Source organism: Streptomyces sp. NPDC088194, assembly GCF_040702025.1.
Lineage (GTDB): Bacteria > Actinomycetota > Actinomycetes > Streptomycetales > Streptomycetaceae > Actinacidiphila.
The window spans coordinates 1-23,182 of record NZ_JBFBIV010000043.1; the positions used below are offsets into that span (position 1 = coordinate 1).

Consider the following 23,182-nt stretch of genomic DNA (forward strand, 5'->3'; position numbering starts at 1 on the left):
AAGCCGGCGCCGCGGCCGGCCGGCCCGATGCCTCGAAAGCCAGGACTGAGGCACGGCCATCATTCAGGCGAGGGGTCCAGCGATGGTGCTGAACAAGCCGGCCGGCGAGCCGGGCAGCGGACCCGGGGCGTGCCGCGCCGACGACGTGCCCGTGGTGGGCGCCGGCCCTGTCGGGCTGGTCGCCGCCGTCGAGCCGGCACGCCGGGAGGTGCGCGTCCGTATCGTGGACGCCGCCGCGGGGCCTGCTTCCGGCTCCCCGAACGGCTCCGGCCGGCGGACCCGGGCCCTCGTCCAGGCGGGCGAGCGCGCCCCCGACGCGCTGCTCCAGGCACCGGACCGTACCGCCGTCCGGATTTTCGACCTGTTCCGGGGCACCCATGTGAGCCTGGTGGCTCTCGGGAACCGCAGCGCCGAGGTCGTCGACGCGGTGGCCCGACGCGGGCCCCATGGTCTGCGGCCCTTCACCGTTCTGGCGCCCGGGACCGACCACGGCGTCGACGAGGACGACACCCTGTTCGTCGTCCGGCCTGACGGGTACGTGGGGCTGCGTGCTGTCGACCCGGAAGGGACGGAGATCCTCCGGTACCTCGAACGGCTGCTTCCCACGGTCCAGGGTCGGTCGGTCGGATCTCCACGGCCACGCAGATCCGAACGACCGACCCTGGTTCCCGCGATGCGCCCGGCCGATCGCGTCCAGCGCGCTCACCGAGGTGTTCCCGGCGTTCCCGGGGTTCTCGCGTTGTCGGCAACGCGGTGTGAGGGGCCCGCGGCGGTCAGGAGAGGCCGGCGGTGGTGACGTCCACCTGCGTGATGGCCGCGTCGGGGTGCCGCGCCCCCGTCAGGACCTGGTCCTGACGGGTGTCGCCGAGGAGGTAGCGGTCGAAGAAGGCGCCGAGGTACGTGACGGCGACGCGGCGCTGCTGCGCCTCGGTCAGCTCCCTGGCCGGCGCGGCATCCTCACGGTCGGTGCACTGCCCGGGGTGCCCCTCCACCGGCGTCGCGTCGTCGGAGGCGGCCACCTGACCGCTCCGCGGCGACCACTGCGTGTTGAAGTAGTTGTGGTTCGCCCCGTGGATCGCGAATCGGTAGAAGCCGCCCCGGTCTTCCTTGGCCGCGTCGGCCGCGAACGCGAACGCCTCGCCGCCGACCTGTCCGTCGCAGGTCCCCCGGAGGACGGCGAAGGGGGTCTTGGTGATCGTGTAGGCGGACATGTCCTCCGTCATCACGTTGTAGGCGGGCGCCACCGCCGCCACCGCCCTGACGTCGACGCCCTTGGGCCACTGCCCCCGGTGGCTGTCGGCCGCCAGCCAGGTGACCCCCGCCCCGGCCCGGGAATGCCCCATGATCCCCACGTCGCCCATGTCCACGTGGTGGGCGAAGCCGACGTCCCGCCGCGCTCCGGTGGCCGGGTCGACGAACGCGCCCGCGAGCGCACCCCCGCCCTTGGAGCTGAGCTCCTGCCACAGGCGCAGGTGCTGGTTGACGAGATCCGAACGCGCGGCGGCATTGTCATCGCCCCACACGGAGGAGGCGTTGACGCCGTTGGCGCCGATCGACACCACGACGAACCCCTGGGCGGCCAGGCTGCGGCCCAGGTAGTCGTATCCGGCATCGCTGGGCAGGGCGGGTGTGCCCGCCGCACACGGCCAGGCGAACAGCTTGGCGCTGGCGGCCTCGTACGCGGCGTCGTCCCCACTGCTCTCGGCGGCGGTGCGCGCGGCGTCCGCCGCCCGGTCGGCGCAGGTCTCGTGCCAGCCGTGCAGCATCACGATCAGCGGGTGCTGCCCCCTGCCCAGATCGGCGGGGTAGTGCACCACCCCGGCCAGCTCGACCGGTTCACCGGTCTGTGGCAGGTGCCAGGCCTCGTTGCCCAGGTCGTAGCGGACCGTCCTGACGGCGCCGGAGACATGCGCCGCGCTCAGCCCCGTCGCGTCGTGCGGTGCCGCGGCGCCGGCCGCGGGCGCGTACGTGAAGGCTGCCGCCGCGGCGGACAGCACCGCCGCCGACAGGCCCAGCGCGCGAGCCGAAGTCCGCCTGCGTTGGTGTCGTTTCATCGTTTCTCCCTCAGGTCCGCAGCGGGGTGGAACCTCCCGCTACTCCCTGACAGACGTGCGGGCCCGGCCGAGGTTGCGGGTCACGACGATCGAAGTCCCGCAGGCGGGAGACGGGCGGGGTGCGCCGCGGCGTCACGCACGCACGCGTGCACGGACGCGCGTAAGGATCGCGCGCGGGACTGCAACCTGCCGGTGCCCCAGACGTCCTTCCCAGTGGAGGGCACTCCCTGGAAGCCCTGAACCGCCCGATACGCTACGGATTGACGCACATGACAGAAATGACCCGCGGGGAAACCGTCCACGCCAGTACTCCGACGTCCCCATGGCGCCGCCGACCGGACGGCAGCCGGCCCTCACGGCGCCAGGACGTCGCCATCCCGCCCGCGGGAACAGGGTGTTGATGGCTGCCGTCCCCGCCTGGGAAGGTGCTTTCCGCCGTACCCCGTGGCGATGGCTGCTGGCCCGGCTCTCCCAGGACCGCGACAGGTCGGACCTCAGGAGCCGGCCGTCCGGCACGGCGGCGGAGGAGATCGACGCGCTGTACCGTCACCGCAGGCTCGAACTCGTGCGCCTGGCCGTCCTCCTGGTCGACGACATCCCCACGGCCGAGGACGTCGTCCAGGAAGCCTTCGCGGCCGTGTACCGACGTCACGGCGACACGCTCGACGACCTCGCCGACCCCGAGGCCTACATACGGCGCAGCGTGGTCAACACCTCCCGGGACGTGCTGCGCAGGAGGCGCACGGTGCGCGCCTACATCCCCCCGCGCGTCATGCCCGCACCGCCGCCGGAGGAGGAGGTGCTCCTCAGGGAGGAGCACCAAGAGGTGCTGCGGGCGCTGAGGTTGCTCACCGTGCGCCAGCGGGAGGTCCTCGTCCTCAGGTACTGGTCGAACCTGTCCGAAGCGGACATCGCGGCGACCCTGGGCCTGTCCCAGGGCGCGGTGAAGTCCACGGCGAGCCGAGCGCTCACGGCTCTGGCCGGAAGACTCAAGGAGATGTCGTGACCGCCGTCGAGGACCGTCTTCGCGCCGCACTGCACGCCCGGGCCGACCAGGTCACCGCGCTCCGCCCGACCTTCCGGCCGTCGACCCGCACACGGAGGGTCGCCCATCCCGGGCTGCGCAGGGCCGCGGTGGTCCTCCTGGCCGCGGCGGTGACGGCCGTCCTCCTCGTGCTGCCACGGCTCCTCCCGCACGGCGCCCCGTCGGCTCCCGCCGACACCTCCCCACCGGCCGGCCCGAGCAGCAGCGCGCCGTCTTCACCCGCGTGGCCCCCGCCGGACGAGGCGCCCCGACCTGTCGCACCGTAGAGCAGCCCAAGTCGCAGCCGGGCCCGAGGGTCGCGGGCCCCGGTCGGGCGCCCCGGCCTCGGGCCGGTACGGGGCGGGGACCGGCCGGGCCCGGCTGCCGCGGACGGTGTCCGCTCCGGCTCGCTCCCGCCGCGCGCGACTCACCGTCAACTGACTGATGTGGATGGCCACGCCAGAGGCGACAGTGATGAACCGTCGGCCTCGCGGCGCGGCGGTCGGAGCACACGGCCGGGCGGAGGCGGACGCTTTGCACAAGGTCGCCTGCTGCGCGGGCCGGCCACCGATACACACGGGACACAGAGGGTTTTCACATGATCGACAGGCGTACCTTCGGCAAGGCCTTCGGCGTGGGCACCGGCGCGGCGGCCATGGCCATGACCGGTCTGGGCACCGCGAATGCCGCCGGCAGCAGTGCGGCCGCCCAGCGCGGCAGCAGCACGAAGGGCACGGGCATCCCCGCCTCCACCGTGCCCCCGGTCGTCCCCGACACCCACACCGCCTTCCCCGCCGTCAAGCAGGTCAAGGCGGGCCTGCTGGACGTCGGCTACGCGGAACTCGGCCCGTCGCACGGCCCGGTGGTCCTGCTGCTGCACGGCTGGCCCTACGACATCCACAGCTTCGTCGACGTCGCCCCGGCGCTGTCCCGGCTCGGCTACCGGGTGCTCGTCCCCTACCTGCGTGGCCACGGCAGCACCACGTTCCTGTCCCCCCGGACGCCGCGCACCGCGGAGCAGTCCGCGGTGGCGCTGGACATCATCGCGTTCATGGACGCCCTGCGCATCGACCGGGCCGTACTCGCCGGCTTCGACTGGGGTTCGCGCACCGCCGACATCATCTCCGCCCTGTGGCCGGAGCGGGTCAAGGCGCTGGTGTCCACCAGCGGCTACGTCATCACCGACGTCGAGGCGCAGAAGACCCCGGCCGCGGCGGCCGTCGAGCACAACTGGTGGTACCAGTGGTACTTCTCGACTGACCGCGGCAAGCAGGCCATGGAGAACGCCGACGAGTGCAAGGCCCTGTGCCGCCTGGTGTGGCAGATCGTCTCCCCCAACTGGAACTTCGACGACGCCACCTTCGAGCGCACCGCGCAGGCGTTCACCAACCCCGACTACGCCGCCACCGTGCTGTTCAACTACCGCTGGCGTATCGGGCTGGTGGAGACCGACCCGCGCTACGTCCGCTACGAGAAGCTGCTGGCCGCCGCTCCCAAGATCGGCGTCCCCACCATCACCCTCGACCCGGCGCTCGATCCCTTCACCCCGGCCGGCGACGGCGCGAACTACCGGACGTACTTCACCGGCGCGTACGACCACCGCACGATCCAGAACATCGGCCACAACCTCCCGCAGGAGGCGCCGACCGTGTTCGCCCAGGCCGTCGTCGACGCCGACCACCTCTGACTCCCACCCGCGACGGCCGTCCCCGCGCGCAGCCGCCGGCCGACGTCATCGTGCCGGACCCGTGGGCAGCGCTGCCGGACCGCTGAGGCGGAGCCGGTACGACGGCCCCCACCACCGCCCCGACGGGCGACGCCGCCCCTCCCGGGGTCGTCGCCCGTCGGGGCGGTCCGTGGCGTCACGGCAGCTCGAAACCCAGCGCCCGGGCGGCCGCCTCGGGGGTGGGCTGCGACCAGTGCTCGGCCACGGCCTCGTTGGTGGACAGCGACCGCGACAAGGCCGAGTCGAGGTAGAGGACGCCGCCGAGGTGGTCGGTCTCGTGCTGCACGATACGTGCCGGCCAGCCGCTGAACACCTCGTCAACGGACCGGCCGTGCTCGTCCTGTGCCCGCAACCGCACGCGCCGGTGCCGGGCCACCACCGCCTGCCACCCGGGCACGCTCAGACAGCCCTCGAAGAACGCGGCTCGGGCGTCGCCCTCGGGTTCGTAGGCGGGATTGACCAGCACCCGGAAGGGCAGCGGGGTGCGTTCGCGCGCCTCCAGCGCCTCCGGCGAGCCCGGCGCCGGATCTTCCACCACCGCGATGCTCAACGGGATGCCGACCTGCGTCGCGGCCAGTCCGACGCCCGGGGCGGCGTGCATCGTCTCGCGCAGCGCGGCCACGAACCGGTCGAGCTGCGCGTCGTCGAGCTGGCCGTCGTACGGCTCGGCGACGCCGCGCAGGACGGCCTCGCCCGCGGCGACGATGGGCAACGGTCCGCCGGCTGCCAGGAGTTCCTCCACCCGGTCGGGCAGGGACATGTGTGTCGCGGAAGCAGTCATGCGGGTCAGCATGCCAGCCGGGCGGGCCCGGGTGTGCCGGGGGCGCGCGACGGGGCACGGTCCGCGCGCGGGCAGACCGTACGAGCGCGTCGCGTGCACAACTGCCCGCGAGCGCGGGCCCGTGCGCAACGGTGCCCGCCTGGCCGGCCGCACACCCCCGGACCTCAGTCATCTGACGTACGAAGTTCCCAGCACCCCTCCTCGACCTGCTCCGCCCCCGGTCGGCGGCGTGTGCGGAGGCCGCCCGGTCCCGCTGCCTTCCGACGCGAACCTTCAGTCATTCGACTCTGGCCGCCGTCGTGCTGCCTGAACGATGCTGAAGCGGTCGCCCCTGTACCGGTGCCGGGTGATCGGCATGCTCGGAGGAACCCAACCGTGGACCGCACTCCCGTCGTCTTCATCCACGGCGCGTGGCTGCACACGCTCGCCTGGGAGTCGTGGGTGGAGCGCTTCACCAGCCGGGGGTTCCTCGCCTTCGCCCCCGGCTGGCCGGGGGAGCAACCGGAACTCCGGGACGTGCGCCGGGACAGCGAAGAGTTCGGCGACTTCGGTCTGGACGCGCTGACGGACCACTACGCCCGGTTCATGCGGTCGTTGGACGTCCCGCCGGTCATCATCGGCCACTCGGTCGGCGGGCTCGTCGCCCAGCACCTCCTCGGTGCCGGCCTGGGCCGAGCCGCGGTGGCGATCGCCCCCGCCCCGGTCGACGACGTCCCGCTGCCCGCCACCCCGGACCGGTGGTGGACCCCTGACGGCGCGGACGGCGACCACCGGCTGGTGTCACTGTCCGCGCGAGGGTTCCATCAGGTCTTCGCCAACACCGCGGGGGCGCGGGAGTCCGACGCACTCTTCGATCGGTACGTGGTGCCGGCCCCGAGGCGGCTTCTCGCCGACCTCGGGTGCGCGGGCACGGCGCGCAGCTCCCGTGCGGTGGTGGACGTCGCCAACGCGCGGCGCGGGCCGCTGCTGCTGGTCTCCGGGCAGGAGGACCTGCTGGTGCCCGACGTCGTGACCCGCGCGGCCTACCTGCGGTACGGCGACTCCACCGCGCTGACCGACCTGAAGCAGTTCGCGGACCGCGCCCACTCGCTGACCATCGACAGCGGATGGCGCTTCGTCGCCGACTACGTGCTCGGCTGGCTCCACGAACGCGGCATCCGGCCCCGTCCCGCGCAGGGCTGAGCGCACCGTGACCGACGTGGTGGTGGCTGCGGAGCCGGCGCAGGGCACCTGTTCGCGGAAGGACGCTCGCCCTGCCTCGGGTCACACGTTCTGGTCGCTGGGGAACCTGCCCAGCGCGTCGCGCAGGGCGGCACGCGAGGTGATGCCGAGTTTGGGGAACACCCGGTACAGATGGGAGCTGACCGTGCGCGGCGACAGGTGCATGCGCTCGCCGATCTCCTTGTTGGTCAGGCCCCTTGCGGCCAGGTCGGCGATCCGCTGCTCCTGCCATGTCAGTGCCGCCACGGGCGCCGAGGAGGAGGGCCCGGCCGTACCGGTGGCCCGGAGTTCCGCCCGGGCCCGCTCCGCCCAGGGGGGTGCGCCGAGCCGTTCGAAGGTCTCCGCGGCCAGGGTCAGGGCGGGCCGTGCGGCCTTGCGGCCCTGGGTGTGGCGCAGGCGGATGCCGTGGGCGAGGCGGATGCGCGCGTGCTCGAAGGGGAACATCGCGGCGGCCGGATGGGTTTCGGCGCGGTCGTACATGGCGTCGGCCTCGGCGGGGTCCTCGGCGGTCATGGCGAGGGCGCCGTACGTGATCAGGGCGAGGCGGGGGGAGATGTCGGGCAGGTTGGCGTCGCGTGCCGCGAGCGCGTGGGCGCGGGCCCGTTCGGAGCGACCGGTGTGCAGGGCCGCTTCCACGAGGTCGAGGAGGCCACGGGATGCCTGGTGGGCGTACGGGGTGAAGGTGCCGGGGGGTGTGAGGCCGATGGCGTGGAGGTAGGCGGACTCGTAGTCGCCTTCGCTGAGGGCGGCGGCGGTGCCGGTGGCGTCGGCGATCTGGGCGAGGAAGCCGACGCCGCGGGGGCGTGCCCAGGCATCGACCAGGGCCTGCAGTTCCCGGGCGCGTTCGACATCTCCGCGCAGAGCGGCGAGCAGGCCCAGGTACGCCTGGGTGTGGTGGACGAACAGGGAGTGCTGGTGGGTCGTGGTCAGCTCCAGGCAGCGCTGCCCGGTGCGCTCGGCCTCGGCCCACTCACCGACCGCGATCTGGTCGAGCATGATCAGGTTCAGCATGGTCATGGCGTCGGCCACGGCCCCCGTCTCGACCTCGCGGTCCACGGTGCGCTGCAGGTGCGGCCGGTACCGGCTGAGGGTGTCCACGTGGTACGCGGCGACACACAGACGGGTGACGTCCCACGGCTCCAGGCCTTGGGGGTCGGCGAAGGCGCGTTCCACCCGCTCGTGCAGGCCGGCGCCGCGCCGCACCACATCGCCCCAGGCGTCCTCGTAGATGCGGGTGAGCGGGGGCACCAGGTGGCCCACGTCGCCCAGTATCCGGTGGGTCCGCTCCCAGGCGGCTTCGTCGCCGGCGTACTGGTTGACGACCAGCAGCAGGTCGACCAGGCGTGTGAACACCTCGTCCGGCGCCCGCAGCCCGGCGTCGTGCATGCTCTCGACCGCCGCGCAGACCTGGCGCTGCGTGGACCGTACGTCCCCGTCCCCGAAGAGTGCCGCATAGCCGGCCGCGAGTGCCGAGGCCGGGGAATCGTTCGCGCCAGTGCGGCCACCGGTGCCGGCCAGTTGCTGCGCGTGCTCCAACTGGCCGGAGTGGCCGGCGATGTAGGCCGCGTTTCCCAGCCTCCTGTGCCGTTCCTCGGAGCTCTCGCTGAGTTCCGCGGCCCGGGTCAGCCAGCCCACGGCGGCCAGCGCGCCGCCGCGCAGGGTGGCGGAGTCCGCGGCCGCCTCCAGGGTGGCCGCGACCTGTTCGTCCGGGTCGATCGTCGAGGCCGCCAGGTGGGTGGCCCGGCGTTCCAGGTCCTCGCGGTGCAGGTCCGCGAGCAGGGCGTGGGCCGCGCGCCGCTGGTTGGGGGTGGCCATCTGCACGACCGTCGAGCGCACCAGGGGGTGGCGGAAGACGAAGTCCCCGCTGAGCGGGTCGACGTTCAGCAGGCCGCGGGCCGCGGCCTCGTCGGCGTCCCTCATCCGGTAGCGCGTACCGCGGGTGCGGTCGGCGGCCGTGCCCGCGCCGACGCCGTCCAGCGCGCCGCACAGCAACTCCGCGCGCACGGGCGCGTCGAGGGACTCGATGCGCGCCCCGTACACCTGGTGCAGGCGCTGGGGCAGAGGTATGCCGGTGTAGCCGGATATGTTTCCGCCGGCTCGCTCGGCCCGGGCAGCGGAGACATGCGGCGGCAGTTCCAGCAGCGCCAGCGGGTTCCCTCTGGCCTCGTCCAGGACCAGCCGGCGGACCCGGGGCTCCAGCCCGACGTGGCGGGTGTCCAGGAGTTCCTCGGCGGCCGCCTCCGGCAGCGCCGCCACCGGCAGTTCGGGCAGTGCGGCCGTGTCGAAGCCCGAGGGCACGCCGGCGCGCAGGCCGACGAGGAACTTCACCGCACTGCCGGTCAGCCGGCGTCCCACGAAACCGCACACCTCGGTGCTGGAGGCATCGAGCCACTGGCCGTCGTCGAGCACCAGCAGGAGGGGCTCGTGCGACGCGGCGAGGGACAGGAGGTCCAGGACGGCAATGCCGAGCGTCATGACGGACGGCGGCGTGCTCCCGCCCCTGCCGAAGACGACGTCGAAGACCCTCTGCTGGGCCTGGTCCAGCTGGTCGATGGAGGGCAGCAGCGGATACAGGAACTGGTGCAGGCCGGCGAACGGCAGCTCCGACTCGGCCTCGACGCCGGCCGCCCGGATCACGCGGTGGCCCTGCTCCGCCGCGAGTTCGGCCGCGTGGTCCAGCAGAGCGCTCTTGCCCACGCCCGCGTCGCCCCGCAGCACGAGCACGCGCCCGCTGGAGGCCGCCGTGAACTCCGACAGCACCTCCCGTTCGGCCGCTCGGCCGAGCATCGCCCCGATCGATCCCACCGCCCCCACTCCCTTCACCCCTGGACACGCCAGACCGGAACGCTGCCGCGCTGGTACGCAACGGAACGCGCAAGGTCCAGGGGTACGTTGCCGTACCTCTTCGCCGCGGCGGTGTCGTCCATTTCCGTCGAGCGCCTCTACGGGCTGGTCGGGGGCGTGTTCTGGAAGCCGCGCCCGCCATGGGCCCTCCTACGTGTTTCCCGGCCCGGGGAGGAGCGGCTGTGCTCGCAACGCGGCGCTGTGCCTTCCACTCCCCCGCGGAGGGCAGACTGGAGGGCGGCGGCATCCGCGCCACCAGTATGACCGACAAGTGACGCCGGTCTCGTGCCCATGTGTCTTCTGCTCCGAGACACGTGTCACACTGGGCGCGGGACGGTGCGGGGCGGCGCCCAGGACGGTGCGGGACGGTGCGGGCAGCAGGGGTCACCGGGCGCCGCCTTCCGCCCGGACCGGGCGGGTGAGGGTTCAGCAAAGATGTCGCGGTCAGGGACGGGGTATGAACGGAACGCCGCAGGACACCGGGCCGGCGCTGGACGCGGCCTTGACCCGCGCCGCGCAGGCGGGCGACGTGTCGGCCCTGGCCCTCCTGCTGGAACGGCACCGGCCCGGGATGCGGGCCGTGGCGGTCAGCCTGCTGGGGCCGGGCCCGGACGTGGAGGACGTCATGCAGGACGCGGCACTCGCGGCGCTGCGGCGCATCGTGGACGTCCGCGATCCGGATGCCGTGGGACCGTGGTTGCGGATGGTCGTGCGCAATGGCTGCCGGACCCTGCTGCGGACAGCCCGAAGGGTCGAGCCGGTCGCGCAGGTGCCGCTGCCTCCGGACCTCGGCACACCCGAACAGGTCCTGCACGACCACGCGTTGCGGGACTGGGTGTGGGAAGCCGTCGAGACGCTGACGCCGACCCTGCGCCTTCCGGTGGTCCTGCGCTACTTCTCCACCGGGATCACCTCCTACCAGCAGATAGCCGGGGCCTGCGCGATTCCGGTCGGCACCGTGCGCAGCCGGCTGAACCAGGCGCGCAGCGCCCTGGCGCGTGCCCTGACCGCCACCGCGGCCGGGGCGCACAGCGACACGCTGCGCCGTACGCAGGCGAGTTGGCAGGAAGCCCGGGACACGCTCGCCGCCGCCGAACGCGGCGAGTTCGGCCGGGTGGTCAAGGACCGCTACTCCCGTGATGTCTCCCTGCTGGCCGGGGGGAGGCGGCTGGGCGGCGCCGAGCTGCTGCTGGCGGGCATGGACCTCGACCTCTCGGCGGGCGTGCACCAGCGCCCCCTGCATGTGGCGGCCGGCCGCTCCCTGGTGGTGTGGGAGATGGAACTCCTCAGCCCGCCGGACGACCCGGACCACTGCCCGCCCGGGGTCGCCTGGATCATGACGGTGGCGGCGGGCCGCTTCGAGCGGGTCTCCCTCCACCACGCGACGCGCCCGCGGACCGGGCCACTGCCCGGCGCGGCCTGAGGCCCGCCCCGCGGGCCCGGCCCCTGGCGACGTGACCCAGATCACACCCCGGCGGTCGAACTCCGCGGTCCCCACTCCGTCATGTCGGTGTCAGTGGCACCTTTCACCGTACGGAGACCGCGATGAGCGACCGTTTTCCCTCCCACCCCGACGACACCCCGGCGTCCGGCACCGGCCCCCTCTCCCCCGGTACCCACGCCTACACGCTGGGCGGGGTGGTCCAGCGCTACCACGTCCACGGCAACGGCCCGGTGTGCGTGGTCCACTCCGGCGGCCCGGGCATCGACTGGGAGTACCTGCGCATGCCCGCCCTTGAGGAGCACCTGACCATGGTGTACGTCGAGCCCGTCGGCACCGCCCGGGACAGCCGGCTGCCCACGCACCCGCACGGGTACACCCGGGAGCGGTACAGCAGCTTCCTTGAGGTGCTGGTCAACCGGCTCGGCGTGCCCGAGGTGCACCTGCTGGGACATTCGCACGGCGCTTTCGTGGCCGCCTACCACGCCATGCACCGCCCCGAACGCGTCGCGGGCGTGGTGCTGTACGAGGGTGCGCCGGTCACGGGTCCGGAGCACGGCGCGGAGGCGGCCCGCATGGTCGAGGCGTTCGCCGCGCGGCACGCCGACCATCCGGGGCTGCCGGGGGTGCTGGCCGCGTTCGCCGCCATGCCCGCCATGTCCACCGACGAGCAGACCACGGCGGTGGCCCGGGGCGTACTGCCCTCCTACTTCGCCGACTACTGGGGCGAGGAGGAACGGCTGGCCCCGTTCCGGAACGCCGTGCGGGCCACGTACATCTCCGGGCTGGACGAGGACCTCGCACCCGATGTGGTCGACGACCGGGTCGCGCTGAAGGGACTGACCGTCCCCGCGCTGGTGGTCGTCGGCCGGCATGACGTGATCTGCGGAGTCCGCTGGGCGCGGGAACTCGATGAACTGATCCCCGACTCGCGCCTGCTGGTGCTGGAGAACAGCGGTCATATGGGGCACCTGGAGGAGCCCGGACGCTTCGCGGAGGGGGTGCGCCGCTTCGTGCTGCGGACCGGTGCGGAGCCGGCGGCACGCTGACTCGGGTCACACGGGCCGCCCCCTTCGACGCGCTCGTATCAGGCGGGTCCGCGGGGGCTTTCCGTCGCGGCAGTCAGGCGGGCAGGCGGGCCTGCCTGCCCGCCCGCGAATTCCGTCACGGGCCGTGCCGGGCCGGTGCGTTGGTCGTCAACTGACCGATGTGCCGGGGGCGCCGTGGGGCGGCGGCCCCGGGCGGCCTTCGGGATCGTCGGCGTCGTGCCCGGCGCGGTGGAGGGGGTTCCTGCCTCCACGCCGGCTCCGCGCGGAGGCAGAGGCGGAACGGGCCCCCGGCTTCGCGTGGAGGCAGGGGCGGAACGGGCCGGCGTCGTGGGATTTCGGTTCCGCGGGTCGCCCGAACTTCGTCGCGCTCGGTCCGGCCGGCGCGGCGCCCGCGGGTCCTGCTCCCCACGCCGGCTCAGGCAGCACTCCCCACCGCCGCGCCGGCTTGTCCCCGCGCACTCGCCGGTGCCGGGCGGGCAGCCGGACCGGCGGGGCGCGAAGAAGTCCCGGCCCGCGCGGTCGGGCACGGGCCGGGACGTTTCCGGGGGCAGGCGGTCAGGCGGTCTTGACGCGCAACTGGCGGGTCTTCCAGCCGAGCAGGACGGCCTGGGCGACGAAGAACACGCCGCCGCCCGTGGCGTAGACGGACAGCACGCTCAGCGACGGGTTGTCGCCCGCGGCCTGGACGTTGTAGAAGACGCCGACGACGAAGGACAGGCCGCCGGCGATCAACATCGGCCACTGCTTGCCCAGTTCGGGACTGCGACGCCGCAGCGCGACGGCCACCTGGGCCGCGCCGGAGACGACCGCCCAGGCACCGAACACGTGGAGCACCGGTGCGACGCCGCCGGCCCCGGCGATGCCGATCCCGATGGCGGCTAGTGTGCTCAGCGCCCCGTTGAACGCCGTCACCCGGCGCTCGGACCCGTCGGGCAGGGCACGGTGGTCGACCAGCGAGGACACCGCGTCGATCAACGGGTAGACGACCAGCAGCGTGACCGCCAGGGCGTCGATGTGCTCATGGGCTCCGGCGAACGCCAGGGCCCACACCAGGGCCAGGACGCCGCGGCCGAGGTACAGCCTCAGCAGGGAGGAACGCCCGTCCTCCGCCGCCGGGTCCGGCCGCGTCGATGGCTGAGTGCTCATGATGGTTCGGCCTTTCTCAGGTTTCGGGGCCGTCTTCGGCCGGGTCAGTGCCGGGACGGGGAGACGCAGCGGAAGCTGGAGGCGACGGCCGGGTCCCCGTGGCCGTTGTAGTGGGAGATCCGCGGGTAGCTGCACAGGTCGCGGGTGACGCTCTGACCGGAGGCATCGGTCAAGGTGGCGGGCAGGGTCTGCGGTGCCTTGCCGTGCTCGACCCAGGAGGTCAGCGCGGCGAGGCCGTCGGTCGAGCCGTCGATGCCGTCGAGACCGCAGTGGCTGGTGCCCGGGGCGAGGAAGAGCCGGTAGAAGTCGTCGACCTTCTGGGAGCCACCCACCGCCTGCACCACCTGCCGGCGGTAGTCGACCGTGCCCTGGGTGGGGATGTACTGGTCGGACTCGCCGTGCCAGGTCAGAAGCTTTCCGCCGGCCTTGCGGAACCCCGACAGATCGGGGTCGTCCGTCCCGATGACCTTGTCGTACTCAGCCTCGGACTGCTGGAACAGCTGTGTGAACCGGCTGTAGGTGATCTTCGAGATGTCGAGGGACGGGTCCTTCGCCACCCAGAGCTTGACCCAGTCGGCGGGCACCTGGAAGGGCGATCCGGCGACGTTGCCGTCGGCGTCCGGCGCGGTGGTGCCCGCCAGACCTGACAGGTCGGCACCGACCGGAACGCCGGGCCACAGCTTCTTGCCCGACGGGGTGCGCGGGCCGTCCCAGATCTTGCGGACCACGGTGGCGTCGGCCGCGGTGATGGTCAGCTCCTTGCCGTCGCACTCGACCTTGGCCCCGACCAGTTCGCGGGGATCGAAGTCGCAGCGGTTCGGGTCCTCGATCAGGCCGTCCCTGACCCCGTCGAGCGGATCGCAGGCCTTGACGGCGGCGGAGGTGAAGGCGTCGAACTCGCAGGTGGTCGGGTAGGTCTTCTCGTTGTTCATGACCACCTGCGGCCACAGGGTGGCGACCTCGAACTCGTCCCAGTTCACGGCGGGAGCGTCCGCGAGGATGCCGTTGTAGTCGCCGGGGTGGCTCTGGGCCTCCATGTAGCCCTCGCGCCCGCCGGTGGAGCAGCCGGTGAAGTAGGAGTAGGCCGGGCCCTTGCCGTAGATCCCGGCCACGACCTCCTTGCCGACGACCGCGGCCTCGTGCTGTGAGCGGGAGGCGAAGTTCTTCAGCAGCGCGGTGTTGACCTGGCCGTTGCTGTTCAGGGCCCAACTGGTGTCGAGGGCGTCCCCGACGCCGGCGTCGGTGCTGACGGCCGCATAGCCGCTCTTGACCGCGTTGCCCAGGCCGACCCCGTTGTCGCCGGCCAGGTAGGCGCTGCCGCCCAGGCCCTGGAAGCGGCCGTTCCAGCCGCTGGCAGGCAGCCAGGTCCGCACCTTGGCGTGGTCGCCGTCGCCCGGGTGGGTGAGGGTGACGGTCACGTCGCAGTAGGCGGGGACGCCGGTGACCGATCCACCCAGGACTCCGGTCCCCTGGATGGTGCCGCCCGCCTCGGCGACCGCCGTCACGGACTCCACCTTGGTGCCCGACGGCGCCTTCACGGACGGCGCCGAGCAGGTGAAGGCGGAGGGGGCGAGGGTGGCGGTGGTGTGATGTGGCTCGGCCGCCGCGCTCGGCAGGTACACCACCGCCGCGGCCAGGGGCACGCCGGCCGCGAGGACCGTCAGGAGTCGTTTCATGTGCTTCTCTCCAAGGAATAGGTGTGCACATGGCCGCACGAACACATGTGCACGAGGCAAAGGGAGTGCTGAGTCAACGGGCCACCGCGGACACACTGCACACATGTGCCATGTGACCTGGGCGTGCGCCCCGGGGTGCCTCGGCTCCCCGAAGTCTTCGACCGCACCGTATCACCGGTCAAGCCGGTGATAAAAGAGCGGGCGCGCCTTCGGGTGATCGAAGGGGTAGGGCAGATCCCGGCCCGGCGCCCACTCTGGTCGGCCCCGCCTGCCGCGACAACAGTCAAGTGACTGACGGCACCGAGGGACCAGAACTGCGCTCGGTGAAGGACGTGTTGGGTCATCCGACGGTCCGCCGGGCGGTGGCGGAGGCCCCTGATTCGAGGGGTTGCCACCATGGGACACGACGGGAGACGGGCGCTCCCGTGGTATGTCCCGGCACGTGTGACGTGGCCCGAAGGGACCTCGCCGCACCGGACCGGCTCCCCCTCGAGAAGGCAGTCACGATGCCCATCGCAGGTCGTCGTGGCGGGGAGGTCGCCGTGCGGCAGCAGGGTCGCCGCCACCTTCGGCAAGGTCCGCTTCCACGGAAACACGTGTGTGCCGCTCTTACACGTGCGGGCGCCCCGGCAAGCGGTCCCGCCGCCATCTCCTGCCGATCTGTGCAGGTCAGACTGCCTCTGGTGGCCTCCACGCTGATTTGATACGTTTCTCGACGTCGGCTGTGGGGCCGGGGTGCACGTCGGCCACTTCACCGGCGCCGAAGGCAGGAGAGGGAGAAGACATGACCGACGCCGCCCCGCGGGGCGCCGATGTGAGCGAAGCCGTCGGGCGTACCGCCCTGATGGTCGCGGCCGCGCGGGCCATCGAGGCCGGCCGTCCCGACGCGCTGGCCCGGGACGGGTTCGCGGAGCACTTCGTCCGGGCTGCTCCGGCCGCCGCCGGCTGGCCCGTACATCCTGACCAGGTGCCCGGGGGGGACGCCGATCCGCTGTGGGGCCGGCTGGCCCGCTTCTTCGGACTGCGTACCCGGGTGTTCGACGACTTCCTGCTGGCCCAGGCGACGGCCGGTGCCCGTCAGATCGTCATCCTGGGTGCCGGACTCGACTCCCGCGCCTACCGGTTGCCCTGGCCGGCCGGCTGCACGGTCTTCGAGGTCGACCAGGAGGGAGTCATGGCCTTCAAGCAGAGGGTCCTCGACCGGCTGGACGCCACATCAGCGGCCGAACGTGTCCCCCTGGCCGTGGACTTGCGCGGGGACTGGATCGCGGCGCTGTGCGCGGCGGGTTTCGATCCCGCGCGGCCGACCGGCTGGGCGGCCGAGGGGCTGCTGCCGTATCTGCCGCCGGTCGCGGAGCAGAAGCTGATCGGCACCATCGCCGCGCACAGCGCCGCGGGGAGCGCCCTCGGCTACGAGGTGAAGCAGGGCCTGCTGCCGGCCGCGGCCCATGAGTACCCCCTCCACACCGCGGCACGCGAGCGGATCGGTGTCGACCTGTCCGCGCTGTTCAACGCCGAGCCACGACCGGACTCCGCCGCAGAACTTGCGGCCCGCGGATGGTCGACGACCGCGCACACCCCTTTCGAGTTCAGCCGGCGCCACGGCCGCGGCCCCGTACCGGAAGCGGACGACACCCTCGCCGCGAACCGCTGGGTCTTCGCCACCGCACCACCGAGTCCGCGCGGCAACGCGGGACGGCGGTGAACGCACCCCACCTCGTCGCCCTGGTCTTCCGCCCCTGACGTCAAGCATCGGGTCCGCGCTGATCCTCCCGCGCTCGGGTGTCGGCCCCGCGAACGACCTGCGTCGAGCCCAGACGGGCCGGACGTGCAGATCATCTTCATCGGCATCCCTCTCCCCGACCCGGTCGCCCAGGGACGGATCGGCTTCACCATCGAGGTCTCCCTGATGCGGCCAGCCAGCCGCGGCTCCCTCAGGATCAGTTCGGCGGACCCCTACGCGCCGCCGGCGATCGATCCCCGCTGCTTCGCCGAGGAGGACGTCCGGGCGGTGCTGTCCGGGATCACGACGGTCCGCGAGATCGCACGGTCATCGGCGCCGGCCGAGTGGGGGTCGAGGAGGCCGGTCCTGGACCCGCCACCATGGACGAGTCGATCGCCGACCACGCCCGCAGGCACTTCGGCTCGTACTGCCACCCGGTCGGCACCTGCATGACGGGATACAACGAGGTCTCGGTCATCGACTCCGCACTGCGGGTGCACGGCGTCGACGGACTGCGCGTCGCCGACGCCTCCGTCATCCCCGTCATCCCCTCCAACAGCACCGACGCCACCGTCTACGCGATCGCCGAGCGCGCCGCCGACCTGCTTGGCCGACAGACGCGACGTGCCGGCCGGCGCAGAGGTACCGGCCGGCGCAGAGGTGACCGCCGACGCGTCGGGGTCGGCGCGGACACATGTGCGGGCCGGCTCAGGCGATCTCGGCCGTCACGACGCGGCGCGGCTTCCTCAGGGCGTTGTGCCGCCGGGACTTCGCCGTTCCCGTGGGCACGCCGAGGATGCCGGCGGTCGCCTGGATGGTGTGGTCGCAAGGGTAGATGTGGACCAGCACCGCCCGGTGCTCCGGTGACAGTCGCTGGAGCAGGGGCCTGACGATCATGGCGTCCTGCACAGCGGCCGTCTCGTCCCTCCCCCACACCGCGTCGATGTAGATGACGCCCACCACCACCTCCCTGCGAGCGTGCGGCCTGCGCACCCAGCCGCTGACCAGGTGCTGCGTCACGGCTCCCGCACCATGACAGGCCCGAGTGCCGGAAGGATGCTGCTCCTGTGTCACCGCGGCGCGGGCGGTGACACAGGGAGGACACTCGCCGTCGCCACGGCCAGGGACTCGGTCCCCGTCACCGCACCGGGTCTCCGGTCGTGGACACCCTGCTCACCAGGTGTGTCGCCACACCGGTACTGCCGACGGCACCCAGGGAATCGGGGTGTCCGCCGCATCCGTGCTCTGCGCGGCGGAATACACACAATTGCCGCCGTCCCACGTGCGGGGAATGATGGATGTGCGGGACGAAGCACCTACCGGACACGCGCCGTCGCACGCCCGCGGAGTGGGGCCGCGGAGGTGGGTAGCATGCGCAGCATCAATAACCTCAAGGGAGTGAACGGTTGTGACCAGCCAGTCAACCGCCACGCTCCGGTCGCGGTACGTCGAGCAGGCCGCGTCGGATCTGGAAGAAATCCGTCGACAGCAGCAGGAACTGACCGAGAAGTTCAGGGTGCTTCAGCAGGAGGAGGCCCTGCTCGTCGACATTCTGAGCCTTGCCGAGCGCGCCCCCTCCGAGGAGCCGTCTCCGCTGCCCGAGCAGGCACAGGACGAGCGGACGCTCTCCCCTGCCCGGTCGTCCGCGACCCGCACCGCAAACCCGGGAGCAGGCGGGCGGGCCGCCGGTTCCGGTGCCTCGCGCAGCCGCGTCGCCGGGGCTCCAGCCGGCAAGAAGGCGCGACAGCCGCTGCTCGGTGATCTGCTGATGCAGCTGCTCGATTCCCATGACGAGCCGCGCCTGGCGAAAGAGCTGCGGGAAGAGCTGATGGAGAAACATCCGGACCGGGCGCCGACGCCCCAGGTGGTGCGAAACACGCTGGAGTCGCTGGTCGCCAAGGGGCGCATCCGCCGGCACCGGCAGCAACGGTCGGTGAAGTACTCCCTCGTTCCGTCCGCGCGGCCGGCGGCAGCGAAGAGCTGATCAGGCCGGTGCCGGACCCCGGATCGGCTGGCGATCCGTGCGGAGCCGTACCCGCGCCCGGTGCGGGCGTGGTGCCGCGGGTGTGCAGCCTGCGGGGCTCCCCAGGTGCGACCGCGTGAGCGGAGAACACGTGCCGATGCACACACGTGTCACCACAGTCGCCTCGCTCCCTCACGCCTCAGTTCCTGCCCTGGGCCGCCGGCCCCGATGACCCGTCGCACGGTGGTGGCTCACCCATGTGGCGAGTCGCCGCGGTTCCTCCCGGGAGGTGGGTTCTCCCCGCGGTGCCAGCGCGATGACAACGGTGTGGGCCGGCCTCAAGCTGCACGGCCCGTGCCGAGGTAGGGTCCGCAGGCCGACGCCGACGAAGCGGACGAGGACGCGCGGCGTCCTCGTCGGTGCCCCCTCTGCCCCGCCCGCGGCACGCCCGCGGCACGCGACGGGAGGAGGCCCTGCCCCGGACACGAAGGGCAGGGCCGTGTCGGAAAGCTCCAGCCATGGCTCTTCCGACGGTCGGACGGAGAAGGGATGTCCCCGTCCGGTCAGGTCCGGCTCGCCACGCGGGCGGACCGGTCCTGGTGCCGTCCGGCCGGGAGTGGATAACCGGACGGCGCCTTCCCCGCAGCCCGATGCCGGGACCACGGGAGTCTGCGACCTTCACATGTGGGCAGGCGGCCCGGAGTTCACGGCGGGAGCGGTGAGGAAGTCGCTGGGGTGCCACGGGCAGTGCGGCCCGCGAAGGAAGCTGTCCGCGGTCGGACCGTAACCCGACATCATCGCCGTCTCGGCCCAGGACCGGACCAGCTCCGGAGCCGGCCATCCGCCGGAAGCGCGGTCGCCCGGAGTGAGGACCGGATCGAGGCGGCGGGAGGACAGCCGTCTCCACGGCCGGTCACGGGCTCCGGCCCGGAGAGCGTCCCGGCCGGTCCACTCCCCCGGTGCCGTTACCGGTGTCGGTGCCTGGGCGGGCACGGCCTCCCCCGGGACGGGATCACGGCGCGGGGTGGGACGGCGCGCAGGTGACGCGCCGGGTGGCCACGCGGAGCCCTGGGTGGCCATCAGACAGCGAGGGCGTTGATCGTGACGGGGATGTTGTTGCGGGTCGCCTTGGAGTACGGGCAGGTCTGCTCGGCCGCCGCGGCGAGTTCCTCCGCGGTGCTCTGGTCGACGCCGCCGAGGACGGGGGTAAGGACGGCGGAGAGGCTGAACTCGCCGTCGTCACCGTCGGTGAGGGTGACCTCGGCGGTGATGGCGGTGCTGGTCAGCCGGATCTTCCGCTGGGCCGCCACCCGACGCAGCGCACCGAGGAAGCAGGCCCCCCAACCCGCCGCGAACAGCTGCTCGGGATTGGTGGCGCCGCCGGCTCCACCGGGTTCCTTGGGGAAGGCCAGGGTCGTGTCGATCAGCCCGTCGTCGGAGCGAACCGTGCCGCCGTTGCGCCCCTCGCCGGTGACGTTGACGCGCGCGGTGTAGGTGACGGTCATGATCTTTCCCCATCCCGTGATGTGTGTGTGAGTTGTCCGTGCGGGCAGAAACCGACCATCGTGGCCGACCAGCGCTTTTCATCGTCTGCTCAAGCGGTGATCTCACTGTGCCATTCCGATGCGTCACCGGTCAAGCCAGTGACGCATGCCAGGTTCACGAGATCCCTCCAGGCACCCGCGTCGGCGTGCGCCGCCGGCCCGGTCGGGACCCTGCACGTCGCCGGGGAGCCGGGGAGACATCGTCTTCCCGCCTCTCCGGCCGCGCACCGGCGGCATCGGCGTCGGCATCGCAGGTGCGGGGGGACGCGCCGAGGCGTTCTCAGCGTCGGGCGAACATGTGGAGAATGCGCCGGCCGGTGCGGGCGTCACAATGCAACGGCACCGGGAGAAGGGCGAGTTGCCCGGGTCCCGGATGGGCGGCGGAGAAGGGTGTCTCTGTTCGATCGGAGATATGTGCGGGTTGTGAGCCCGGTTCCGGGTAGCGTCTCCCGTGCAGTTCCCGGGTGATTCCACGGTCATCCATCACTCGTCAAGACAGTGACGATGGCTTCACGGCTGCGTCCGTTCACACGTCCGATGGCCGATGCCAGCTCGACACGTGAACCACCCGCACATGTGCCACGGCGTTGTTCAGGTACGGGACGCCGTCCGCGGCAGCTCGATGCCCCGGAGCAGGCCGACCGCCTCCCGCAGGGAGAGGGCGCCCGGGGCCCGCAGCAGCAGGGCGAGCAACGCCGACCGTTTCGGGGGCCCAGTGCGGGTTCGGCGTCCGCCGAGCCCGTACCGTGCCGAGGATCGAGCAGCGCACTATGACCTTCGCCTCGCCGTGGACCTGGGCCGTGTTGTGGACGTAGCGCCGTCCGCCCGAAGGGCGGGGCCCGTGGCGTCTGGCGCTCCCCACAGCCTTCGGCGCGGCAGGGTGCCCCCCGATCGCAAGGCGGAGGGTCGTCCTCGTAGGGAGCCTCCTCGGACCAAGCCCGACAACGAAGCGAGCGTGCCTGCCAGAAGCCACGGGACGGGGGCACCTCCCCCGCCGAAGGCAGGGGGGAGGGACTTCCGCAACACCCGGCGGACGTCTCCCGGCGGGTCGGGGCCGGGTCCGCCGGGGACCGCCGTCACAAGACGGTGGGTTCGCCCTGCCGGGGGCCGCCGGCAGCGCCGTGGTGCGGCCCGGTCCGGACAAGTGCCTCACCCGGCGCCCGTGGATACCGTCTGTGCGGGGCGGCCACTGGGTGGATGCCCCGATCGCCGAGGCGTTCCGTCGTGTCGCAGCGGCACCTTGGAGTGTCGCGACGGGACCCGTAAGCCCTCACGCGCGATCGGCGGCCGACCACGGGAACGGGGTTCCGTGCGCGGTCAGGCGCCTGCGGGCTGCACGCTCTTCTTGCGCGCACGGTACGCGGCGGCCTTGATCTTGTTCCCGCAGGACTCCATCCCGCACCACTGCCGGCGCATCCCCCGGGAGCGGTCGATGTAGATCCGGGTGCACTCCGGATTGCCGCACTCCTTCAGGAGGGGAACATCCGGCCCGCTGAGGAGCTCGACGGCCTGCCGCGCCACCGTGGACAGCGCTTCCTCCGGTGTGGCCACGGTGCGACGCCCCTCCGCGGTGAGCTGCGGCACCGCCGACGGCTTGCGGGCGGTGGCGTTGAGCAGGTCCAGCGCCCCGGGGTCGTACTCCTCCCCGGAGCAGCGGGCGGTGACCAGGCTGTAGACGGCCTCCCGCACCGCCACCGCCTGGTCGACGTCCCTTTGCTGGCTCGGGGCGACGGCGTCGACGATGCCGGACTCCAGGTACCAGGCGTCCAGCCGGTCCGGTGCGGCGAACATCTCGAAGCGCGTGGACCGCCGCGCTCGGAGGGTCGCCGCGAAGTCCAGCGCCGGATGCTCGCAGACGAAGACATGCGTAAGGTTCATATCACCATTTTGACAGGTGACAGATAGGGCGGCAAGGGGCCGCACCCCGGGTGGTGGGCGACGCGTCACCGGCCCGTCGCAGGGCGGTGTCAGGCGAGCGGGACGACGCATCGAGGGCCGCTGGTCGTGGGGCTACGACCTGGCCCGCGAGGCGTTCACCCACCCCGAACCGCTGGAGTGTCCACGGACCGCCGCGCAGGCCCTGGAGGCTGCGGGCTTCATCGATCGCAACCCCGAAGTCACCCAAAGTCGGGCGGAGTTCCTGCGCTGCGTCACACCTCCGTGGAGCCGGCCACGCACCGCTACACGGCCGAGGACCTGGAACCGGGCGGAGTCCGCATCCCCGGGGCGCCGTCGTGTCCGTGGTGCTCCTCTCGGCCGTGACGCGGGTCTGCCCGGTGACGCCGACCCCGCCGGGCTGGACGTCGCTCGGCCCTCCGCGCGGCACCGGTTCCTTCGGCCACGGCATCCATCACTGCCTGGGTGCTCCGCCGGCCCAACCGGAGGCCGCCACCCTGAACGTCCCACTGGATCGCGTCGGGGCCATGGAACTCGCCATTCCTGCCGCGTCGTTGTCCTGGTTCCAGCCGGCATGATGAGAGGCGTGCCGTCGCCGCCAGTGCGCTATGCCCGCGGCTGAGCGGGCGGGCGGCGGCGGGAGCGCGGTACGGGTGGGGGTGCGGGACCGCCGTCCGCCACGTCGAATTCGTCGAGCTCGTCCAACTCGTCCAACTCGACCAACTCGTCGACCCAGCGGGGATGGTGCCGCTTCTCCCAACTGCGGCTGACGAAGCCCGTGCGCATGTCCGGGGCGGCCTCCGGGTCCTGGTAGGCCTTGCGGACATGGCCGGCCAGCACCCCCACGATCGCCCAGGCCAGGAAGTCGTGGACGAAGATCGCACGGGTGCGGGAAACCGAGGGCAGCAGCCCCATGAACCACACGAACGGGCCGGTGAAGATCATCACCAGCACCGCGCCCGCGATCCAGCCCGCGAACGCCTCGGCCCTTACTCAGGGCTGCACTCTTGCGGACTCGGCCCCGCGCCGCCACTCGGAAAGAATAGTCACCACCTTGACCGGTGACGAAGCTCATGGCAGGCTGGACGCACCGA

Annotated in this window: 20 protein-coding genes and 1 pseudogene; 12 read left to right on the forward strand and 9 right to left on the reverse strand. The window is 72.5% G+C overall.

Annotated features, from left to right (window positions below; translation table 11 throughout):
• Nucleotides 1-82: 82 nt before the first annotated feature.
• Nucleotides 83-796, forward strand: coding sequence for a hypothetical protein (locus AB0399_RS23215; protein WP_366412628.1), 714 nt, complete (start codon nt 83-85; stop codon nt 794-796).
• Here the strand turns inward: AB0399_RS23215 and AB0399_RS23220 are convergent.
• On the reverse strand, nt 774-2,054 hold the full coding sequence (locus AB0399_RS23220; RefSeq protein WP_366412629.1) for an alpha/beta hydrolase: 1,281 nt from the start codon (nt 2,052-2,054) through the stop codon (nt 774-776). The two genes, AB0399_RS23215 and AB0399_RS23220, sit on opposite strands and share 23 nt — an antisense overlap.
• Before the next feature lie 400 nt (nt 2,055-2,454).
• On the opposite strand from AB0399_RS23220, the gene AB0399_RS23225 reads away from it, so the two are divergent.
• From AB0399_RS23225 to AB0399_RS23235, 3 genes are all read left to right on the forward strand, one after another.
• Complete coding sequence (locus AB0399_RS23225) at nt 2,455-3,060, forward strand: SigE family RNA polymerase sigma factor (RefSeq protein ID WP_329361141.1); 606 nt, start codon at nt 2,455-2,457, stop codon at nt 3,058-3,060.
• A complete protein-coding gene (locus AB0399_RS23230; protein ID WP_366412630.1) occupies nt 3,057-3,365 on the forward strand; it encodes a hypothetical protein in 309 nt (102 codons plus the stop codon). Before AB0399_RS23225 ends, AB0399_RS23230 begins: the two co-directional genes overlap by 4 nt.
• Nucleotides 3,366-3,676: 311 nt before the next feature.
• The gene (locus AB0399_RS23235; RefSeq protein ID WP_366412631.1) at nt 3,677-4,765 is read left to right on the forward strand and encodes an alpha/beta hydrolase; all 1,089 of its coding nucleotides are present in this window, start codon (nt 3,677-3,679) and stop codon (nt 4,763-4,765) included.
• A 175-nt stretch (nt 4,766-4,940) separates the two neighbouring features.
• On the opposite strand, the gene AB0399_RS23240 is transcribed toward AB0399_RS23235, so the two are convergent.
• The gene (locus AB0399_RS23240) at nt 4,941-5,585 is read right to left on the reverse strand and encodes a peptide deformylase (RefSeq protein ID WP_366412632.1); all 645 of its coding nucleotides are present in this window, start codon (nt 5,583-5,585) and stop codon (nt 4,941-4,943) included.
• A gap of 375 nt (nt 5,586-5,960) precedes the next feature.
• Between AB0399_RS23240 and AB0399_RS23245 the strand changes: the two genes are divergently transcribed.
• Nucleotides 5,961-6,767 (forward strand): alpha/beta hydrolase, encoded by an 807-nt coding sequence (locus AB0399_RS23245; RefSeq protein WP_366412633.1) that lies wholly within the window; start codon nt 5,961-5,963, stop codon nt 6,765-6,767.
• An 81-nt stretch (nt 6,768-6,848) separates the two neighbouring features.
• Here AB0399_RS23245 and AB0399_RS23250 read toward each other — a convergent pair whose 3' ends face one another.
• Nucleotides 6,849-9,593 (reverse strand): AAA family ATPase, encoded by a 2,745-nt coding sequence (locus AB0399_RS23250; RefSeq protein WP_366412687.1) that lies wholly within the window; start codon nt 9,591-9,593, stop codon nt 6,849-6,851.
• Nucleotides 9,594-10,107: 514 nt separating this feature from the next.
• On the opposite strand from AB0399_RS23250, the gene AB0399_RS23255 reads away from it, so the two are divergent.
• Nucleotides 10,108-11,073 carry a sigma-70 family RNA polymerase sigma factor gene (locus tag AB0399_RS23255; protein ID WP_366412634.1) on the forward strand — a complete coding sequence of 322 codons (966 nt, stop codon included), beginning with the start codon at nt 10,108-10,110 and terminating at the stop codon, nt 11,071-11,073.
• A gap of 122 nt (nt 11,074-11,195) precedes the next feature.
• Nucleotides 11,196-12,140 (forward strand): alpha/beta hydrolase, encoded by a 945-nt coding sequence (locus AB0399_RS23260; protein ID WP_366412635.1) that lies wholly within the window; start codon nt 11,196-11,198, stop codon nt 12,138-12,140.
• A 555-nt stretch (nt 12,141-12,695) separates the two neighbouring features.
• Here the strand turns inward: AB0399_RS23260 and AB0399_RS23265 are convergent.
• Nucleotides 12,696-13,286: a DUF308 domain-containing protein gene (locus AB0399_RS23265; RefSeq protein WP_366412636.1), complete on the reverse strand. Its 591-nt coding sequence runs from the start codon at nt 13,284-13,286 to the stop codon at nt 12,696-12,698.
• Nucleotides 13,287-13,330: 44 nt separating this feature from the next.
• Nucleotides 13,331-14,962, reverse strand: a complete 1,632-nt coding sequence (locus tag AB0399_RS23270; protein WP_366412637.1) for a tannase/feruloyl esterase family alpha/beta hydrolase — start codon at nt 14,960-14,962, stop codon at nt 13,331-13,333.
• Between the two features lie 784 nt (nt 14,963-15,746).
• Between AB0399_RS23270 and AB0399_RS23275 the strand changes: the two genes are divergently transcribed.
• From AB0399_RS23275 to AB0399_RS23285, 3 genes and pseudogenes are all read left to right on the forward strand, one after another.
• Entirely contained in the window at nt 15,747-16,667 is a 921-nt protein-coding gene (locus AB0399_RS23275; protein ID WP_366412638.1) for a class I SAM-dependent methyltransferase, read from the forward strand.
• Between the two features lie 204 nt (nt 16,668-16,871).
• On the forward strand, nt 16,872-17,138 hold the full coding sequence (locus AB0399_RS23280; protein ID WP_366412688.1) for a GMC oxidoreductase: 267 nt from the start codon (nt 16,872-16,874) through the stop codon (nt 17,136-17,138).
• Nucleotides 17,066-17,221, forward strand: a pseudogene (locus AB0399_RS23285) (GMC oxidoreductase); the annotation flags it as partial. The gene AB0399_RS23280 and the pseudogene AB0399_RS23285, both read left to right, overlap by 73 nt.
• A 172-nt stretch (nt 17,222-17,393) precedes the next feature.
• On the opposite strand, the gene AB0399_RS23290 reads toward AB0399_RS23285, so the two are convergent.
• Nucleotides 17,394-17,705 carry a sigma factor-like helix-turn-helix DNA-binding protein gene (locus AB0399_RS23290; protein WP_366412639.1) on the reverse strand — a complete coding sequence of 104 codons (312 nt, stop codon included), beginning with the start codon at nt 17,703-17,705 and terminating at the stop codon, nt 17,394-17,396.
• A 388-nt stretch (nt 17,706-18,093) separates the two neighbouring features.
• Here AB0399_RS23290 and AB0399_RS23295 point away from each other — a divergent pair, with 388 nt between their 5' ends.
• Nucleotides 18,094-18,669 (forward strand): hypothetical protein, encoded by a 576-nt coding sequence (locus AB0399_RS23295; protein ID WP_366412640.1) that lies wholly within the window; start codon nt 18,094-18,096, stop codon nt 18,667-18,669.
• 1,058 nt (nt 18,670-19,727) lie between these two features.
• On the opposite strand, the gene AB0399_RS23300 is transcribed toward AB0399_RS23295, so the two are convergent.
• On the reverse strand, nt 19,728-20,153 hold the full coding sequence (locus AB0399_RS23300; protein ID WP_366412641.1) for an Ohr family peroxiredoxin: 426 nt from the start codon (nt 20,151-20,153) through the stop codon (nt 19,728-19,730).
• 1,356 nt (nt 20,154-21,509) lie between these two features.
• On the reverse strand, nt 21,510-22,070 hold the full coding sequence (locus AB0399_RS23305; RefSeq protein ID WP_366412642.1) for a CGNR zinc finger domain-containing protein: 561 nt from the start codon (nt 22,068-22,070) through the stop codon (nt 21,510-21,512).
• A 356-nt stretch (nt 22,071-22,426) separates the two neighbouring features.
• Here AB0399_RS23305 and AB0399_RS23310 point away from each other — a divergent pair, with 356 nt between their 5' ends.
• Nucleotides 22,427-22,666 (forward strand): hypothetical protein, encoded by a 240-nt coding sequence (locus tag AB0399_RS23310; protein ID WP_366412643.1) that lies wholly within the window; start codon nt 22,427-22,429, stop codon nt 22,664-22,666.
• A 28-nt stretch (nt 22,667-22,694) separates the two neighbouring features.
• Here the strand turns inward: AB0399_RS23310 and AB0399_RS23315 are convergent, their stop codons facing one another.
• On the reverse strand, nt 22,695-23,042 hold the full coding sequence (locus tag AB0399_RS23315) for a hypothetical protein (RefSeq protein ID WP_366412644.1): 348 nt from the start codon (nt 23,040-23,042) through the stop codon (nt 22,695-22,697).
• Nucleotides 23,043-23,182: the final 140 nt, after the last annotated feature.

Coding starts and splice junctions, on each gene's coding strand:
- AB0399_RS23270 (WP_366412637.1), bottom strand. CDS start 14,962: ATGAAACGACTCCTGACGGTCCTCGCGGCCGGCGTGCCCCTGGCCGCG.
- AB0399_RS23305 (WP_366412642.1), bottom strand. CDS start 22,070: ATGAACCTTACGCATGTCTTCGTCTGCGAGCATCCGGCGCTGGACTTC.
- AB0399_RS23265 (WP_366412636.1), bottom strand. CDS start 13,286: ATGAGCACTCAGCCATCGACGCGGCCGGACCCGGCGGCGGAGGACGGG.
- AB0399_RS23280 (WP_366412688.1), top strand. CDS start 16,872: ATGCGGCCAGCCAGCCGCGGCTCCCTCAGGATCAGTTCGGCGGACCCC.
- AB0399_RS23220 (WP_366412629.1), bottom strand. CDS start 2,054: ATGAAACGACACCAACGCAGGCGGACTTCGGCTCGCGCGCTGGGCCTG.
- AB0399_RS23260 (WP_366412635.1), top strand. CDS start 11,196: ATGAGCGACCGTTTTCCCTCCCACCCCGACGACACCCCGGCGTCCGGC.
- AB0399_RS23215 (WP_366412628.1), top strand. CDS start 83: ATGGTGCTGAACAAGCCGGCCGGCGAGCCGGGCAGCGGACCCGGGGCG.
- AB0399_RS23255 (WP_366412634.1), top strand. CDS start 10,108: ATGAACGGAACGCCGCAGGACACCGGGCCGGCGCTGGACGCGGCCTTG.
- AB0399_RS23300 (WP_366412641.1), bottom strand. CDS start 20,153: ATGACCGTCACCTACACCGCGCGCGTCAACGTCACCGGCGAGGGGCGC.
- AB0399_RS23275 (WP_366412638.1), top strand. CDS start 15,747: ATGACCGACGCCGCCCCGCGGGGCGCCGATGTGAGCGAAGCCGTCGGG.
- AB0399_RS23225 (WP_329361141.1), top strand. CDS start 2,455: ATGGCTGCCGTCCCCGCCTGGGAAGGTGCTTTCCGCCGTACCCCGTGG.
- AB0399_RS23240 (WP_366412632.1), bottom strand. CDS start 5,585: ATGACTGCTTCCGCGACACACATGTCCCTGCCCGACCGGGTGGAGGAA.
- AB0399_RS23250 (WP_366412687.1), bottom strand. CDS start 9,593: ATGCTCGGCCGAGCGGCCGAACGGGAGGTGCTGTCGGAGTTCACGGCG.
- AB0399_RS23235 (WP_366412631.1), top strand. CDS start 3,677: ATGATCGACAGGCGTACCTTCGGCAAGGCCTTCGGCGTGGGCACCGGC.